Origin of the sequence: Actinomadura sp. WMMB 499 (assembly GCF_008824145.1) — a bacterium.
GTDB lineage: Bacteria > Actinomycetota > Actinomycetes > Streptosporangiales > Streptosporangiaceae > Spirillospora.
Genome location: NZ_CP044407.1, coordinates 2,886,530 through 2,899,926, shown reverse-complemented (window position 1 = coordinate 2,899,926; position 13,397 = coordinate 2,886,530). Strand labels below are relative to the sequence as shown.

At 73.7% G+C, this 13,397-nt stretch carries 14 protein-coding genes; 8 read left to right on the top strand and 6 right to left on the bottom strand.

The features are described 5' to 3' along the window. Window positions 1–41: 41 nt before the first annotated feature. Together F7P10_RS12490 and F7P10_RS12485 are read left to right on the top strand one after the other, a co-directional pair. The gene (locus F7P10_RS12490) at window positions 42–800 is read left to right on the top strand and encodes a DUF4352 domain-containing protein (protein WP_151009501.1); all 759 of its coding nucleotides are present in this window, start codon (window positions 42–44) and stop codon (window positions 798–800) included. A 77-nt stretch (window positions 801–877) separates the two neighbouring features. Then, window positions 878–1,240, top strand: coding sequence for a cupin domain-containing protein (locus F7P10_RS12485; protein WP_151009500.1), 363 nt, complete (start codon window positions 878–880; stop codon window positions 1,238–1,240). A 54-nt stretch (window positions 1,241–1,294) separates the two neighbouring features. Here the strand turns inward: F7P10_RS12485 and F7P10_RS12480 are convergent, their stop codons facing one another. Beyond that, window positions 1,295–1,735 (bottom strand): MarR family winged helix-turn-helix transcriptional regulator, encoded by a 441-nt coding sequence (locus F7P10_RS12480; RefSeq protein ID WP_151009499.1) that lies wholly within the window; start codon window positions 1,733–1,735, stop codon window positions 1,295–1,297. Window positions 1,736–1,916: 181 nt separating this feature from the next. On the opposite strand from F7P10_RS12480, the gene F7P10_RS12475 reads away from it, so the two are divergent. Continuing rightward, window positions 1,917–3,383 (top strand): MFS transporter, encoded by a 1,467-nt coding sequence (locus tag F7P10_RS12475; protein WP_151009498.1) that lies wholly within the window; start codon window positions 1,917–1,919, stop codon window positions 3,381–3,383. A gap of 85 nt (window positions 3,384–3,468) precedes the next feature. On the opposite strand, the gene F7P10_RS12470 is transcribed toward F7P10_RS12475, so the two are convergent. Further along, window positions 3,469–4,059, bottom strand: a complete 591-nt coding sequence (locus F7P10_RS12470; protein ID WP_151009497.1) for a TetR/AcrR family transcriptional regulator — start codon at window positions 4,057–4,059, stop codon at window positions 3,469–3,471. 141 nt (window positions 4,060–4,200) lie between these two features. Here F7P10_RS12470 and F7P10_RS12465 point away from each other — a divergent pair, with 141 nt between their 5' ends. Continuing rightward, window positions 4,201–5,220 carry an aldo/keto reductase gene (locus F7P10_RS12465; protein ID WP_151009496.1) on the top strand — a complete coding sequence of 340 codons (1,020 nt, stop codon included), beginning with the start codon at window positions 4,201–4,203 and terminating at the stop codon, window positions 5,218–5,220. A 7-nt stretch (window positions 5,221–5,227) separates the two neighbouring features. Here the strand turns inward: F7P10_RS12465 and F7P10_RS12460 are convergent, their stop codons facing one another. Beyond that, window positions 5,228–6,712 carry an aldehyde dehydrogenase family protein gene (locus tag F7P10_RS12460; protein WP_254716565.1) on the bottom strand — a complete coding sequence of 495 codons (1,485 nt, stop codon included), beginning with the start codon at window positions 6,710–6,712 and terminating at the stop codon, window positions 5,228–5,230. Between the two features lie 99 nt (window positions 6,713–6,811). On the opposite strand from F7P10_RS12460, the gene F7P10_RS12455 reads away from it, so the two are divergent. Then, window positions 6,812–7,495 (top strand): trans-aconitate 2-methyltransferase, encoded by a 684-nt coding sequence (locus F7P10_RS12455; protein ID WP_151009495.1) that lies wholly within the window; start codon window positions 6,812–6,814, stop codon window positions 7,493–7,495. A 5-nt stretch (window positions 7,496–7,500) separates the two neighbouring features. Here F7P10_RS12455 and F7P10_RS12450 read toward each other — a convergent pair whose 3' ends face one another. Further along, entirely contained in the window at window positions 7,501–7,995 is a 495-nt protein-coding gene (locus F7P10_RS12450; protein WP_151009494.1) for a DoxX family protein, read from the bottom strand. 148 nt (window positions 7,996–8,143) lie between these two features. On the opposite strand from F7P10_RS12450, the gene F7P10_RS12445 reads away from it, so the two are divergent. Genes F7P10_RS12445 through F7P10_RS12435 form a run of 3 tightly spaced genes read left to right on the top strand, consistent with a single transcriptional unit; the run spans window position 8,144 to window position 10,926 of the window. Further along, window positions 8,144–9,151: a sigma-70 family RNA polymerase sigma factor gene (locus F7P10_RS12445; RefSeq protein ID WP_151009493.1), complete on the top strand. Its 1,008-nt coding sequence runs from the start codon at window positions 8,144–8,146 to the stop codon at window positions 9,149–9,151. Between the two features lie 34 nt (window positions 9,152–9,185). After that, window positions 9,186–10,277, top strand: coding sequence for an adenosine deaminase (locus tag F7P10_RS12440; RefSeq protein ID WP_151009492.1), 1,092 nt, complete (start codon window positions 9,186–9,188; stop codon window positions 10,275–10,277). 7 nt (window positions 10,278–10,284) lie between these two features. Continuing rightward, window positions 10,285–10,926: a PH domain-containing protein gene (locus F7P10_RS12435; RefSeq protein ID WP_151009491.1), complete on the top strand. Its 642-nt coding sequence runs from the start codon at window positions 10,285–10,287 to the stop codon at window positions 10,924–10,926. Here the strand turns inward: F7P10_RS12435 and F7P10_RS12430 are convergent. After that, on the bottom strand, window positions 10,919–12,556 hold the full coding sequence (locus F7P10_RS12430; RefSeq protein WP_151009490.1) for a phospho-sugar mutase: 1,638 nt from the start codon (window positions 12,554–12,556) through the stop codon (window positions 10,919–10,921). The genes F7P10_RS12435 and F7P10_RS12430 overlap by 8 nt on opposite strands. Then, window positions 12,553–13,353 carry a purine-nucleoside phosphorylase gene (locus F7P10_RS12425; RefSeq protein WP_151009489.1) on the bottom strand — a complete coding sequence of 267 codons (801 nt, stop codon included), beginning with the start codon at window positions 13,351–13,353 and terminating at the stop codon, window positions 12,553–12,555. The genes F7P10_RS12430 and F7P10_RS12425 overlap by 4 nt, the downstream gene beginning before the upstream one ends. Between the last annotated feature and the right edge of the window lie 44 nt (window positions 13,354–13,397).

Below are 13,397 nucleotides of genomic sequence, written 5' to 3'. Positions count from 1 at the left end.
AAAGTCGATCTTGGTCGGTGCCGGCCCGTACGCTTCGACGGGTGTCGGATCCCCAGATCACGCGCCCGGACCACCCCGGAGCGGACGGGTGGCCGTTCGCGCAGGCCCCGGGCCCGCGGCCCGTCGGCGCCGTCCGCCGCGTCCTGCAGGCGTTCGGCGCCGTCCTCGGCGTGCAGTTCCTCGCCGGATGCATCGCGCTGCTGGTGCTCACGAGCTACCGGCGGGCCGCCGCGGAGTGGCTGCTGCCGCTCATCGCGATCGCCGATCTGCTGGTCACCCTGCAGATCGGGTGGCTGGCCGTGCGCGACATCCGGCTCTCGGGCGGCCGGCCCGCCGTCGCGCGGTTCGTCCTGACGTTCCTGATCGCGGCGCTCCTCGCCGGTGCCGGAGCCGGTGCGTACGCGGTCGATCGCCACGCCGGACGTCCGGTGGCGGCGGCCTTCGGCGCTCCCGCGACGGACGGCGATTTCAGGTTCACCGCGGCGCCGCCCGAATGCGGGCACAAGGTCGAGAGGATCGTCGTCCGCGGGGTGATGTGCCGGGTCAGGCTGGTCGTGGCCAACACGGGGTCGGTGGAGGTCCGGTTCGGCGCGAGCGCGCAGCGGCTGGACGGCGAGGACGCCGAACTGCCCGGCCTGCTCGTCGCCAGGGGGCGGGGGACGCACCCGGCCTGGACGCTGCCGCCCGGCGGGTCCGTCCGCGGGTACCTGGTGTTCGACGCGCCGCGCGGGTTCGTGCCGCGCACCCTCGTCCTGCACGGCTCCGAGGACGGCAGGGGCGTCCGGTACCGGGTCGGTTAGGGATCTACGCCTGCTTTCTTGCGTTGGGCCGAGACCAGGAGAAGTGTGGGAGATGGTGATGGAAAAGGGGGGCCATCATGATCGAGATCAAGAGCATCGATAAGCCGGACGAGCGCCGCGACTTTCCGAGGGGCCACCTGGACGTCGTGGAGATGACGGGACTCGTCTTCGGCAGGGCCACGTTCGAGCCCGGCTGGCGCTGGACGGAGTCGGTGAAGGACCTCTCGGGCACCGATCTGTGCCAGGTCCACCACAACGGCTACGTCGTCAAGGGCATGCTGCACGTGCGCATGGAGGACGGCAGCGAGGACGAGATGGGCCCCGGCGACGCGTTCGTGGTGTCGCCCGGCCACGACGCCTGGGTCGTCGGCGACGAGGCCTGCGTGGTCTTCGACTTCGCCGGAGGCATCGGCGAGTACGCCAAGGGCGCCGGAATCTGACCGGGGCGAACGGAGACCGGCCGCGCTCTCTCGGGGCGCGGCCCGTTCATGGGGTCAGGGGCGGGGCCAGGGGCGTCCTGACAGGGCTTCGATGTCGCGGTTGAAGCGCCGCAGGTAGGAGGCGAAGGTCAGGATGTCCTCGTCGCTCCAGCCGGCCATGACCCTGTCCAGGCTGCCCACGATGCTGTCGCGTTCCTCGTCGAGCAGGCGCACCCCCTTGGCGGTGATGCGGAACTTGCGGGCGATGCCGCCGCCCGGATCGGCGATGCGCTCGACGAGCCCCGCCCGCGTGGCCGCCGCCGTCTGCCGGTTCAGCGTGGAGGCGTCCAGGCCGAAGGCGTCGCTCAGCTCGCCGATCGACATCGGCCCCTGGACGCGGATGCGGCTGAGCAGGACGTACGCGCTGCGGTCCACGGTACGGGGGCGCCGGCGCAGGAGTTCGTGACGGCTGAGCAGCATCTGCTCGTACTCGATCTCGTAGGTGGGGCGGCGCATCTGCCGTCTGCCTCCTCGCCGTTCACGTTAATTTCCTGTGACCATCATCGCACGACGATGTGCAGCCACCACAAAGTATGTACGATACAGTCTATATGTACGATGCATATGGACGTCCGGGTGTGCGACCTCGGACCCGCGTCGGACCCCTGACCGCGACACTCAGCCGAGGAGCTCCCTGATGCAAGATTCCGTGCCCCCGGGCCCGCCGCAGGCCCGGGTGGGGGGCGTGGTCGCCACGCTCGCGCTGGCGGGCACCACGGCCGCCGTCATGCAGACGCTGGTGACCCCGCTCATCGCGGACCTGCCGAGGATCCTGGACACCACGCCGTCCAACGCCGCCTGGGTGGTCACCGTGACCCTGCTGGTGGGGGCGGTCTGCGTGCCGGTGTCCGGACGGCTCGGCGACCTGGTGGGCAAGCGCCCGATGCTGCTGGCCTGCTCGGTGCCGCTGGTGCTGGGCTCGATCGTGTGCGCGCTGTCGTCCTCGGTGCTCCCGATGATCATCGGACGGGGGTTGCAGGGCGTGGGCATGGGCATGGTGCCGCTCGGCATCGCCCTGCTGCGCGACGTCGTCCCGATGGAACGGCTCAGCACGTCGATCGCGCTGGTCAGCGCCTCGATGGGCATCGGCGGCGGGCTCGGCCTGCCGATCGCCGCGGCGGTCGCCGAGTTCGCGAGCTGGCGCGTGCTGTTCTGGGCGTCGGCGGCGCTCGCGGTCGCCATCGGCGCCATGATCTGGTTCCTGATCCCGTCCGTGCCGCCCGCCGCCAAGGGGCAGCGGTTCGACGCGGTCGGCGCGCTCGGCCTGGCGGTCGGGCTGGTCTCCTTCCTGCTCGCCCTGTCCAAGGGCGGTGACTGGGGCTGGGGCTCGGCGACCACGGTCGTCCTGTTCGCCGTCGCCGCCGTGGCCCTGCTCGCGTGGGGCGCGTGGGAGCTGCGGACTCGCGAGCCGCTCGTCGATCTGCGCACCACGGCGCGTCCGCGGACGCTGCTCACCAATGTGGCGTCCATCTTCGTCGGGGTCGGCATGTACTCCGCCATGCTGGTGGTGCCGCAGCTCCTGCAGTTCCCCGAGGCGACCGGCTACGGCCTCGGCCAGTCGATGCTCGCGGCGGGCCTGTGGATGGCGCCCGGCGGCGTCATGATGATGATCGTCTCGCCGCTCGGCGGGCGCCTCACCAACGCCCGCGGCCCGAAGGTCACGCTGGTCAGCGGCATTCTGGTGCTGGCGCTCGGGTACGGCGCCATGCTGGCCCTGATGGGGACGGCGTGGGGCCTCATGCTCGGCCTCATGATCATCAACAGCGGGGTCGGGCTGGCCTACGGCGCCATGCCCGCGCTGATCCTGGGCTCGGTCCCGCAGGAGGAGAGCGCCGCCGCCAACGCGTTCAACACGCTCATGCGCTCCCTCGGGACCTCGATCGGCGCCGCCGCCGTCGGCGTGATCCTGGCGGAGATGACCGTCACGATGGGCGGCCACACCTTCGCCTCCGAGAACGGCTTCCGGGTCGCCCTGCTGGGCGGCTGCGGAGTCGCCCTGGTCGCGGCGCTGATCGCCGCGGCGATCCCGGCCGCCCGGTCCGCCGCGCGCGGCCGGCACGCCGCCGCAGAGCCGGTGGCCGAGCGGGTCGGGAGCGTCCGCTGACGCGACCGTCCCGGGTCCGCCCGCCGCCCCCCCGCGGCGGGCGGACCTTTCCGTTTCCGGGACGTCCCGGACGCCCCGCGCCCCGTCACGCCGGACGGCGCAGGCCCGCGACGAGTAGCTCGACCAGCCGGCGCGCGTCGTAGCGGGGATCGCTCTCCGCGCCGATGCAGAGGTTCCCGACGCCGCGCATGAGCGCGTAGGCGTCCAGGCCGGGGCGGACCTCGCCCGCCTCGGTGGCGGCCTCGAGCAGCCGGGCGCACACGGGCAGCAGGCGGTCGATGAAGTAGGCGTGCAGCGCCTCGAAACCGGACTCGTCGGACCGCATCGCGGCCGCGAGCCCGTGCTTGGTGACCAGGAAGTCGACGAAGAGGTCGATCCAGCGCCCCAGCGCGGCGTGGGGGCTCGGGGACGATTCGAGCAGCGCCGGGCCGGCCTCCGCGCATGCCTCGACCTGGTGCCGGTAGACGGCGATGACCAGGTCCGACCGGGTCGGGAAATGGCGGTAGATCGTCGCGGTCCCGACGCCGGCCTCGGCCGCGATGTCGCGCACCGGGGCGTCCACGCCCGACCGGACGAACACCGCCGCGGCCGCGTCGAGCAGGGTCCGCTCGTTGCGCCGCGCGTCCGCGCGCTTGGGCCGGGCCGCGCGCCCCGCCTCCCGGTCGCCGTCGCTCACGGCACGCTCCTTCCCTCCGGTGCCCGCGGTTGCTAAACGGGACAGCGTTCCGTATCGTCGAAACCGGGACGCCGTTCCGTTTCTCCATGATGGCAGAGCGGGAGACCGGCGGCCAAGTCGTGCACCTATGGAGGAACTCTCATGCAGTACCGCACTCTGGGCCGGACGGGCGTGCAGGTCAGCGCGCTCGCGCTGGGCGCGATGAACTTCGGCGCCATCGGCCGCACCACCCAGGACGAGGCGACCGCCATCGTCGACGCCGCCCTCGAAGGCGGGATCAACCTCATCGACACCGCCGACATGTACGGCCAGGGGGAGTCGGAGGAGATGGTCGGCAAGGCCATCGCCGGCCGCCGCGACGACATCGTGCTGGCCACGAAGGCGTACATGCCGATGGGGGACGAGCGCAACCGCCGCGGCACGTCGCGCCGCTGGCTGGTCACCGCGCTGGACGAGAGCCTGCGGCGGCTCGGCGTCGACCACGTCGACCTCTACCAGATGCACCGGTGGGACCCGGCCACGTCCGACGAGGAGACGCTGTCCGCGCTGACCGACCTGCGGCGCGCGGGCAAGATCCGGTACTTCGGCTCCTCGACGTTCCCCGCGTACCGCGTCGTGCAGGCCCAGTGGGCCGCCCGCGAGCATCGCCTCGGCCGGTACGTCACCGAGCAGCCCAGCTACTCGATCCTGCAGCGCGGCATCGAGGCCGACGTGCTGCCCGTGACCGCCGAGTACGGGCTCGGCGTGCTGGCGTGGAGCCCGCTGGCCTCGGGCTGGCTGTCGGGCGCGGTCCGGCGGGGGCGCGAGGTCGGCACGCACCGCTCGTCCGTCCTGCCGGAGCGCTTCGACCTCGCCGTGCCCGCCAACCGGGCCAGGATGGACGCCGTCGAGGCGCTGGCGAAGGTCGCCGACGAGGCGGGCCTCACGATGATCCAGCTCGCGCTCGGGTTCGTCACCGCGCATCCCGCCGTGACGAGCGCGCTCGTCGGCCCCCGCACCCTGGACCACCTGCACGCCCAGCTCGCCGCCGCGGACACGGTGCTGCCCGCCGACGTCCTGGACGCGATCGACGCGATCGTCGCCCCCGGCGTCGACCTCGCCGCGCACGAGAAGTTCGACACCCCGCCCGCGCTGCTCGACCCGGCGCTGCGGCGCCGCTGACGGAGGATCAGATCGGGAACGGGCGCCGTTCGTGCTGGACGCTGACCCAGTGGTCGGTCGTGAACTCCTCGATCGCCCACCGGCCGCCGAACCGGCCGATGCCCGACGCCTTCTCGCCCCCGAAGGCGGTGTTGGCGTCGTCGTTCACGGGCGCGTCGTTCACGTGCGTCATGCCGACGTCGACGCGCAGCGCGAACCGGACGCCACGGTCGATGTCCCGCGTGAACACCGCGCTCGACAGGCCGTACTCGGTGTCGTTGGCCAGGCGCAGCGCGTCGTCCTCGCCGTCCGCCCGGACGACGGTGATCACGGGGCCGAAGACCTCCTCGCGCGCCGTGGCCGCGTCGTTGCCCGCGAGCAGGACGTGCGGCGGCAGCAGCAGCCCGGACGGTCCGCCCGGCTCGCCGCCGACCAGCTGGACGGCCCCCTGGTCGCGGGCACGAGCGATCTTGTCGCGGATCCCGTCCAGCTGGCTCCGGTTGATGACGGGCCCGACCTGCGTCGCCTCGTCCGAGGGGTCCCCCACGGTCAGGGCCCGTACCCGCTCGACGAAGCGTTCGACGAACGCGTCGTGCACGGACGCGTCGACGATCACCCGGTTGGCGATCATGCAGATCTGGCCCGCGTGGAAGAACGAGCCGAAGACGGCGGCGTCGACCGCGCGGTCCAGGTCGGCGTCGTCCAGGACCACCAGCGGTCCGTTCCCGCCCAGCTCGAGCGCGAGCTTCCGCACGCCCGCCTTCCGCACGATGCCCTCACCCACCGGCGTCGAACCGGTGAACGACACCATCCGGGCGAGGGGATGCTCGACGATCGCGTCGCCGATCTCGCCGCCCGCCCCGATCGTCACGTTCAGCACGCCCGGCGGCAGCCCCGCCTCCTCGAGGATCTTCGCGAGCAGCAGCGCGCCCGTCACCGGCGTGTCGCTCGCCGGTTTGAGCACCACGGCGTTGCCGACGGCCAGCGCCGGCGCCACCGAGCGGGCCGAGAGTTGCAGCGGGAAGTTCCACGGGCTGATGACCGCCACCACCCCGACCGGACGCCGGTACACGCGGCTCTCCTTGCCCGGGACGTCCGACGGCATGATCCGGCCCTCGACGTGGGGCGCCATCGACGCGGCCTCGTACAGGACCGACCGCACCAGCCCCCACTCGAGTTCGCCCTTCGCGACCGTTCCGCCCGACTCGCGCACGATCCAGCCGACGACCTCGTCCCTGCGCGCCTCGAGGATCCCGGCGGCCGCACGCATCACCCCGGCCCGCTCGCCGGGCGTCCGCGCCGCCCAGTCCGGCTGCGCGTCGCGGGCCGCGCGGAACGCCTCGTCCAGGTCGCCGGCATCGGCCAGCGGGATCTCCGTGAGGGTGTCGCCGCTCCACGGGTCCGTGTCGGCGCGCGAACGGCCGCTGCGCCCGCCGCGCCACACCCCGCCGATCGGCATCGTGTCGAAGCCCTCGTAGCGCGCGCTCGCCCGCGCGGGCATGGTCTGGGTCATGACCTGGGGCTACCCGGGCACGGACGGTCAAACGCGCGCCCGCCGGGGCCTGACCGGCTCCTCCACACGGGCAAGGGGGCGGGCACTATCGTGGCGCCCGTGGATGCGGGCGAGGCGGGATTCCTGGAGGCGACGCGCGCGTCCTACGACGCCCTGGCCGTCGACTACGCCGCCTGGATCCGGGACGAGCTGGCGGCGAAACCGCTGGACCGGGCGATGCTCGACGCGTTCGCCGAACGGGTGCGCCCGGGGCCGGTCGCCGACATCGGGTGCGGACCCGGCCGCATCACCGCGTACCTGCACGCGCGTGGCGTCGAGGCGTTCGGGATCGACCTGTCGCCGCGGATGATCGAGGTGGCGCGGGAGACCTACCCGGACCTGCGGTTCGAGGCCGGCTCGATGCTCGACCCGGACGTCGCGGGCGTCCCGGACGGCTCGCTGCGCGGGCTCGTCGCCTGGTACTCGATCATCCACGTGCCGGAGGAACGGCTCCCGGAGGTCCTCGCCGGGTTCCGCCGCGTCCTCGCGCCGGGCGGCCACCTGCTGCTCGGCTTCCAGGCCGGGGACGAGGTGTCCCGCCGGACGAGCGCGGGCGGGCACGCGGTCTCGCTCGACTTCCACCACCGCCGCCCGGACGACGTCGCCGACCTGCTCGTCCGGACGGGCCTGGACGTGCGGGCCCGCCTCGTCCGCGAACCCGACGAGGCGGGCGACTTCGCCGAGACGACCCCCCAGGCCTTCCTCCTCGCCCGCAGACCGCCCACCGGACCCGCATCCACCTGACCGGGTCACACGGCGGGACGCGCCGGGGCGCGCGGCTCGCCGGGGACGGCCGCGGCGACGTCCCGCGCCGGGCCGTCCGGCTCCCAGGGCCTCAGCAGCAGCCGCCAGTCCGGCGGCCAGTTCGCCAGTGCCACGCCCATCGTGAGCAGCAGATGGAACGGGGCCGAGACCTCCTCGTAGAGCGGGGCCGCGTCGAGAAGGTGCGTCGTGACCGCCCCCGCCAGCAGGAAGACCAGCGCGGCGGCCCCGAGGAAGCGCGCCCGGCGGCGCGGGACGACCAGCAGGACCGCGCAGATCCCCTCCACGGCACCGGCCACGAACCGCATCCAGGACGGCCATCCCCAGTCGGTGAACTTCACCGAGTACGCCGGGCCGAAGAAGGTCGGACCCGGCCAGAACTTCGTCACCATCCCCACCAGGAACGCGACGACCAGGTAGGCGATGAGCGCCGCGGCGAGGCGCCGCCTCCATCTCCCGGGCGTCCGGACAACCTCGGCCATGCTCCGCTCCGTTCGCTCGATCCGGCGCCTCCGGCCGGTTCCCAACGATCCGACACGTGCCGGGCGGCGGATGTGACATGGGCGGCGTCACATTCGGCGGGCCGCGTGGGTCAGTGTCTGTAACGACACGAATGGAGAGGTCCCGTCCATGAACGACCGCGACGTCCTGACCGACCAGTTCGAACGGCACAGGTCTCACCTGCTCTCCGTGGCCTACCGGCTGCTGGGGTCGGTCAGCGAGGCCGAGGACGCCGTGCAGGAGGCATGGGTGCGGGCGCACCTGGCCGGCACCGGCGGCGTGGTGAACCAGGCCGGCTGGCTGACGACGGTTGTGGCCCGGGTGTCGCTGAACCTGCTCCGCTCCCGCAGGACCCGGCGCGAGGACCCGATGGACGGCGCCCCGGAGCGGCCCGACGCCGAGGACGCCGGCGCGGACCCCGAGCGGGAGGCGGTGCTGGCCGACTCCGTGGGCCTGGCCATGACCGCCGTCCTCGATCACCTCACCCCGGCGGAGCGGCTGGCGTTCGTACTGCACGACATGTTCGCGGTGCCGTACGGCGAGATCGCCGTCGTGCTGGGCCGGTCCCCGGACGCGGCGCGCCAGCTCGCCAGCAGGGGACGGCGCCGGGTCCAGGGGAGCGCGCCGGACGGTGGCGGGGCACGGCGGCACCGGGAGATCGTCGATGCTTTCCTGGCCGCCTCCCGCGACGGGGACTTCACCGCCCTGCTGGCCCTGCTCGATCCCGCTGCCGTGCTGACCGCCGACGGCGCCGCCGTCCTCGCCGGAGCCCCCGGCCGGGTCGACGGCGCCGAGGCGGTGGCCGGGACGTTCTGCGGCCGGGCTCGCGCGGCCCGGCCCGCGTTCGTCGACGGTTCGCCGGGGGCCGTGTGGGCACCGGGCGGCCGTCCGGCGATGGCGTTCGCCTTCACCGTCCGCGACGGGCGGATCGCGCGGATCGAGATGATCGCCGGGACGGCGGGCTCGCGCTGGTCTCACCGCGCCCGTCGGCCGCGTGAGGACGTCCGGCGCGGCGTTCTCGTCGTGTCGGTCGGCGTCCATGGCGGCCCGCCCCGGCACAACAGCACTCTTGCTGTGCGTACACGATACGCATACGGGCATATAGTACGCGGGTACCGGGGGTTTACCTCGGTGTGATCTCGCCGGAAGCTCCGGCGGGTAGATTCCTGAGATGGACGATCGGCCTACTCTCGAGGACATCCGGCGCGCGCCGAAGGTGCTGCTGCACGACCACCTGGACGGCGGGGTGCGGCCCCGGACGGTCGTGGAACTGGCGGAGGAGAGCGGGTACGCCGGGCTGCCCGAGACGGACGCGGGGAAGCTGCGGGACTGGTTCGAGGCGGCCTCGGACTCGGGCTCGCTGGAGCGCTACCTCGAGACGTTCTCGCACACCGTCGGGGTGATGCAGTCGGCGGACGCGCTGGCGCGGGTCGCGTACGAGTGCGCGGAGGACCTCGCCGCCGACGGGATCGTGTACGCGGAGGTGCGGTACGCGCCGGAGCTGCACACGGGCACGGGGATGCCGCTGGAACAGGTCGTCGAGGCCGTGCTGGACGGCTTCGCGCGCGGCGGCCGCGACCACGGGATCCGCGTCGGGGCGCTGCTGACGGCGATGCGGCACCAGGCGAGGTCCGAGGAAATCGCGGAGCTGGCCGTCCGGTACCGCGACGACGGCGTGGTGGGGTTCGACATCGCGGGGGCGGAGGCGGGGTACCCGCCCACCCGGCACCTGGACGCGTTCGAGTACCTGCAGCGGGAGAACGCGCACTTCACGATCCACGCGGGCGAGGGGTTCGGGCTGCCGTCGATCTGGCAGGCGATCCAGTGGTGCGGCGCCGACCGGCTCGGGCACGGGGTGCGGATCATCGACGACATCGACGCCGAGGGGGACGAACCGCGGCTCGGGCGGCTCGCGAACTACGTCCGGGACAAGCGGATCCCGCTGGAGATGTGCCCGACGTCGAACATCCAGACGGGGGCCGCGAAGTCGATCGAGGAGCACCCGATCGGGCTGCTGCGGCGGCTGCACTTCCGGGTGACGGTCAACACCGACAACCGGTTGATGAGCGGGACGACGCTGTCGGCGGAGCTCGCGAAGCTGGTGGACGCGTTCGGGTACGGGTGGGACGACCTCGAGTGGTTCACGGTGAACGCGATGAAGTCGGCGTTCACGCCGTTCAACGACCGGCTGGAGCTGATCCACGGGGTGATCAAGCCGGGGTTCGCGCAGCGGAAGTGGAGCGGGGCGCGGCCCCTGGCATGATGCGAGCATGACGATTCGTTCCACCGGCGGGCGCGTGGCCGCGTTCGCGTGGCTGGCGTTCGCCGCGCTGAACATCGCGGATCTCGCCTTCGGCGTCACCGGTGACCCCGAGTACTCGCTGACGACGTTCACGATCGCCGCCCTCCTGCTGCTCGGCTCCGGGATCGCCTACACGATCGGGCTCCGCCCGGCGATCATCGGCGACGACGCGGCGGTCACCGTCCGCAACCCGCTGCGGGACACGCGGGCGCCGTGGCGGGCCGTCCGGTCCATCGAGGGCAAGGACGCGCTGGTCGTCCGGTTCGCGGGACCGGACGGCGCCGAGCTGCGGACGCGCGCGTGGGTGCACCAGACGTCGCCGCGTGCGCAGGCCAAGGCGGAGGCGCGCGCGCGGAAGCAGAACGCGGCACTGGGCGCCCAGGTAAAGGGCCGGACGCCCGCCGGTTACGCGGCCGACCAGCTGAACGAGATGCGGGACCGGCTGCGCCCGAAGACCCGGTCGGGCGCGCCGGACCGGGCCGCCGAGGCGCGGGAGGAGGCCGCCGGGGACGCGCGGGGCACGGTGACGTGGTCGCTCCCGGCGGTCGCGGCGCTGGCGGTCCCGGCGCTCGCCGTCGTGGCGTGCGTGATCCTGGCGTTGGTCAACTGAGCAACTCGCGGGCCACCGACCCGCGCAGGAACTCCAGCGCGGCCTCCGCGCGCCTGCGGGCCCCGGCGACGTCCCCGTCGCCGCCCACCGGGACGACCACCTCCAGGTAGCACTTGAGCTTCGGCTCGGTCCCGGACGGCCGGACCACCACGCGCGCGCCGCCCTCCAGGCGGAACCGGACGCCGTCGGTGGGCGGCAGCCCGTCCGCCGGGCGGGACAGGTCGTCGAACGCCTCGACGGCGCGCCCGCCCAGCCGTCCGGGCGGCCCGGCGCGCAGCCGGGACATGACCGGCGTGATCTCCGACACGTCCTCGACGCGGGCGGTGACCTGCGCGGTGGCGTGCAGCCCGTACCGGCGGGCCTGGTCGTCGAGCAGGTCGAGCAGGGTGCGGCCGTCCCGGGCCGCCCCGGCGGCGAGCGCGGCGACCGCGAGGGCCGCGCCGATGCCGTCCTTGTCGAGCACCGGGACGCCGCGGTCGTCCCCGACGCTGTAGCCGAGGGCCTCCTCGTAGCCGAAGACGAGCCGGTCGGCGCCCGTCCCGGCCTTCATGATCCACTTGAAGCCGGTGAGCGACTCGGCGAACCGCACGCCGTGCGCGCGGGCGATCGATGCCAGCAGGGACGACGACACGATCGTCGTGACGACCAGGCGGTCGTCGCCCGAGGTGTGCCGCAGGACGTGCTCGGCGAGGAGCCCGCCGACCTCGTCGCCCGTCAGGACCCGCCACCCGGACGGCGACGGCACCGCGACCGCGCACCGGTCGGCGTCCGGGTCGTTCGCGATCACCAGGTCCGCGTTCCGTTCGGCGGCGAGGGCGAGCGCGAGGTCGAGAGCGCCCGGTTCCTCCGGGTTCGGGAACTCGACCGTCGGGAAGTCCGGATCCGGGTCGGCCTGTTCGGGGACGGCGACGGGCGCCGGGAAGCCCGCGAGCGTGAACGCCGCGTGGAGCGCGTCGCGGCCGACGCCGTGCAGCGGCGTGTAGACGACCGAGATGTCGCGCTCGTCCCCCAGGCGGAGGCCCGACACGGCGTTCAGATACGGGGTGAGATCGTCCCGGACCTCCCAGTGCGAGCCGAGCGGCAGCTCGTCGACGCGGCCGACGGCGTCGATCGCGGCGGAGATCTCGGCGTCCAGCGGCGGCACGATCTGCGCGCCGTCCCCCCAGTACACCTTGTAGCCGTTGTCGCGGGGCGGGTTGTGGCTCGCCGTCACCATGACGCCCGCCGCCGCGCGGGACGTCCGGACGGCGTGCGCGAGCACGGGTGTCGGCACCGGTTCGGCGAACACCTCGACGGTGTGGCCGGCGCCGGTGAGGACGGCCGCGGTGTCGCCCGCGAACCGTTCCGACTTGTGCCGGGCGTCGAACCCGACGATCACGTGCGAGCCCGGGGGGAGCGACGCGGCGAGCCCGGCGGCGGCGCGCATCACCGTCACCCGGTTCATGCGGTTCGGCCCCGCGCCCAGTTCGCCCCGCAGGCCGGCCGTGCCGAACTCCAGCCGCGCCCCGAACCGGTCGGCGAGCGCGCCCGCGTCCCCGGCGTCCAGCAGTTCCCACAGCTCGGTGCGCGTTTCGGGGTCGGGGTCCTGGGCCAGCCACGCCCTGGCCGCCGCCCGGACGTCGCTGCTCAAAGCTTCGACAGGACGGTCGCGAGCAGGGAGCCCATGCGGCCCGCGGCGGCGCGCCCGGCGGCCAGGACCTCCTCATGGTCGAGGGGCTCGTCCGACAGGCCCGCCGCGACGTTGGTGACCAGCGAGATCCCGAGGACGTCCGCGCCGCCCTCGCGCGCCGCGATCGTCTCCAGCACCGTCGACATGCCGATCATGTCCGCGCCCATCGTGCGCAGCATCCTGATCTCGGCGGGCGTCTCGTAGGTCGGGCCGCGGAACGCCGCGTAGACGCCCTCCGCGAGCGTCGGATCGACCTCCCGCGCGAGCGTCCGCAGCCGCGCCGAGTACGCCTCGGTCAGGTCGAGGAACCGCGCGCCCGTCAGCGGGTTCGCGCCGGTCAGGTTCAGGTGGTCGGAGATCAGCACCGGCTGCCCGACGTGCTGGGTCGCCGGCCGCAGCCCGCCCGCCGCGTTCGTCAGGACGATCGTGCCCGCGCCCGCCGCGAGGGCCGTCCGGACGCCGTGCACCACCGGGTCCACGCCGCGCCCCTCGTACAGGTGCGTCCGGCCGAGGAACACCAGCGCGCGGCGCCCCGCGACGTCCACCACCCGGATCCGGCCCGCGTGCCCCTCGACGGCGGGCGGCGGGAACCCCGGCAGGTCCGTGACCGGCAGCTCGGCGACCGGCTCGCCGAGCGCGTCGGCGGCCGGCACCCAGCCGGAGCCCATCACCAGGGCCACGTCGAACGAGTCGGAGGACGTCCGGGCCCGCAGCTCGTCGGCCGCGGAGCGTGCCAAGGCAAAAGCGTCGTTGCTCACGAAGCCGACACTATCGGTCGGTCGGCCGTTCGGCGGCGCTCGAT

Bases quoted from the DNA above. Each gene is read 5' to 3' on its own strand.
- F7P10_RS12460 (WP_254716565.1), bottom strand. From the start codon at position 6,712: ATGACCCAGACCATGCCCGCGCGGGCGAGCGCGCGCTACGAGGGCTTC.
- F7P10_RS12445 (WP_151009493.1), top strand. From the start codon at position 8,144: ATGAACGACCGCGACGTCCTGACCGACCAGTTCGAACGGCACAGGTCT.
- F7P10_RS12435 (WP_151009491.1), top strand. From the start codon at position 10,285: ATGACGATTCGTTCCACCGGCGGGCGCGTGGCCGCGTTCGCGTGGCTG.
- F7P10_RS12450 (WP_151009494.1), bottom strand. From the start codon at position 7,995: ATGGCCGAGGTTGTCCGGACGCCCGGGAGATGGAGGCGGCGCCTCGCC.
- F7P10_RS12485 (WP_151009500.1), top strand. From the start codon at position 878: ATGATCGAGATCAAGAGCATCGATAAGCCGGACGAGCGCCGCGACTTT.
- F7P10_RS12465 (WP_151009496.1), top strand. From the start codon at position 4,201: ATGCAGTACCGCACTCTGGGCCGGACGGGCGTGCAGGTCAGCGCGCTC.
- F7P10_RS12440 (WP_151009492.1), top strand. From the start codon at position 9,186: ATGGACGATCGGCCTACTCTCGAGGACATCCGGCGCGCGCCGAAGGTG.
- F7P10_RS12480 (WP_151009499.1), bottom strand. From the start codon at position 1,735: ATGCGCCGCCCCACCTACGAGATCGAGTACGAGCAGATGCTGCTCAGC.
- F7P10_RS12475 (WP_151009498.1), top strand. From the start codon at position 1,917: ATGCAAGATTCCGTGCCCCCGGGCCCGCCGCAGGCCCGGGTGGGGGGC.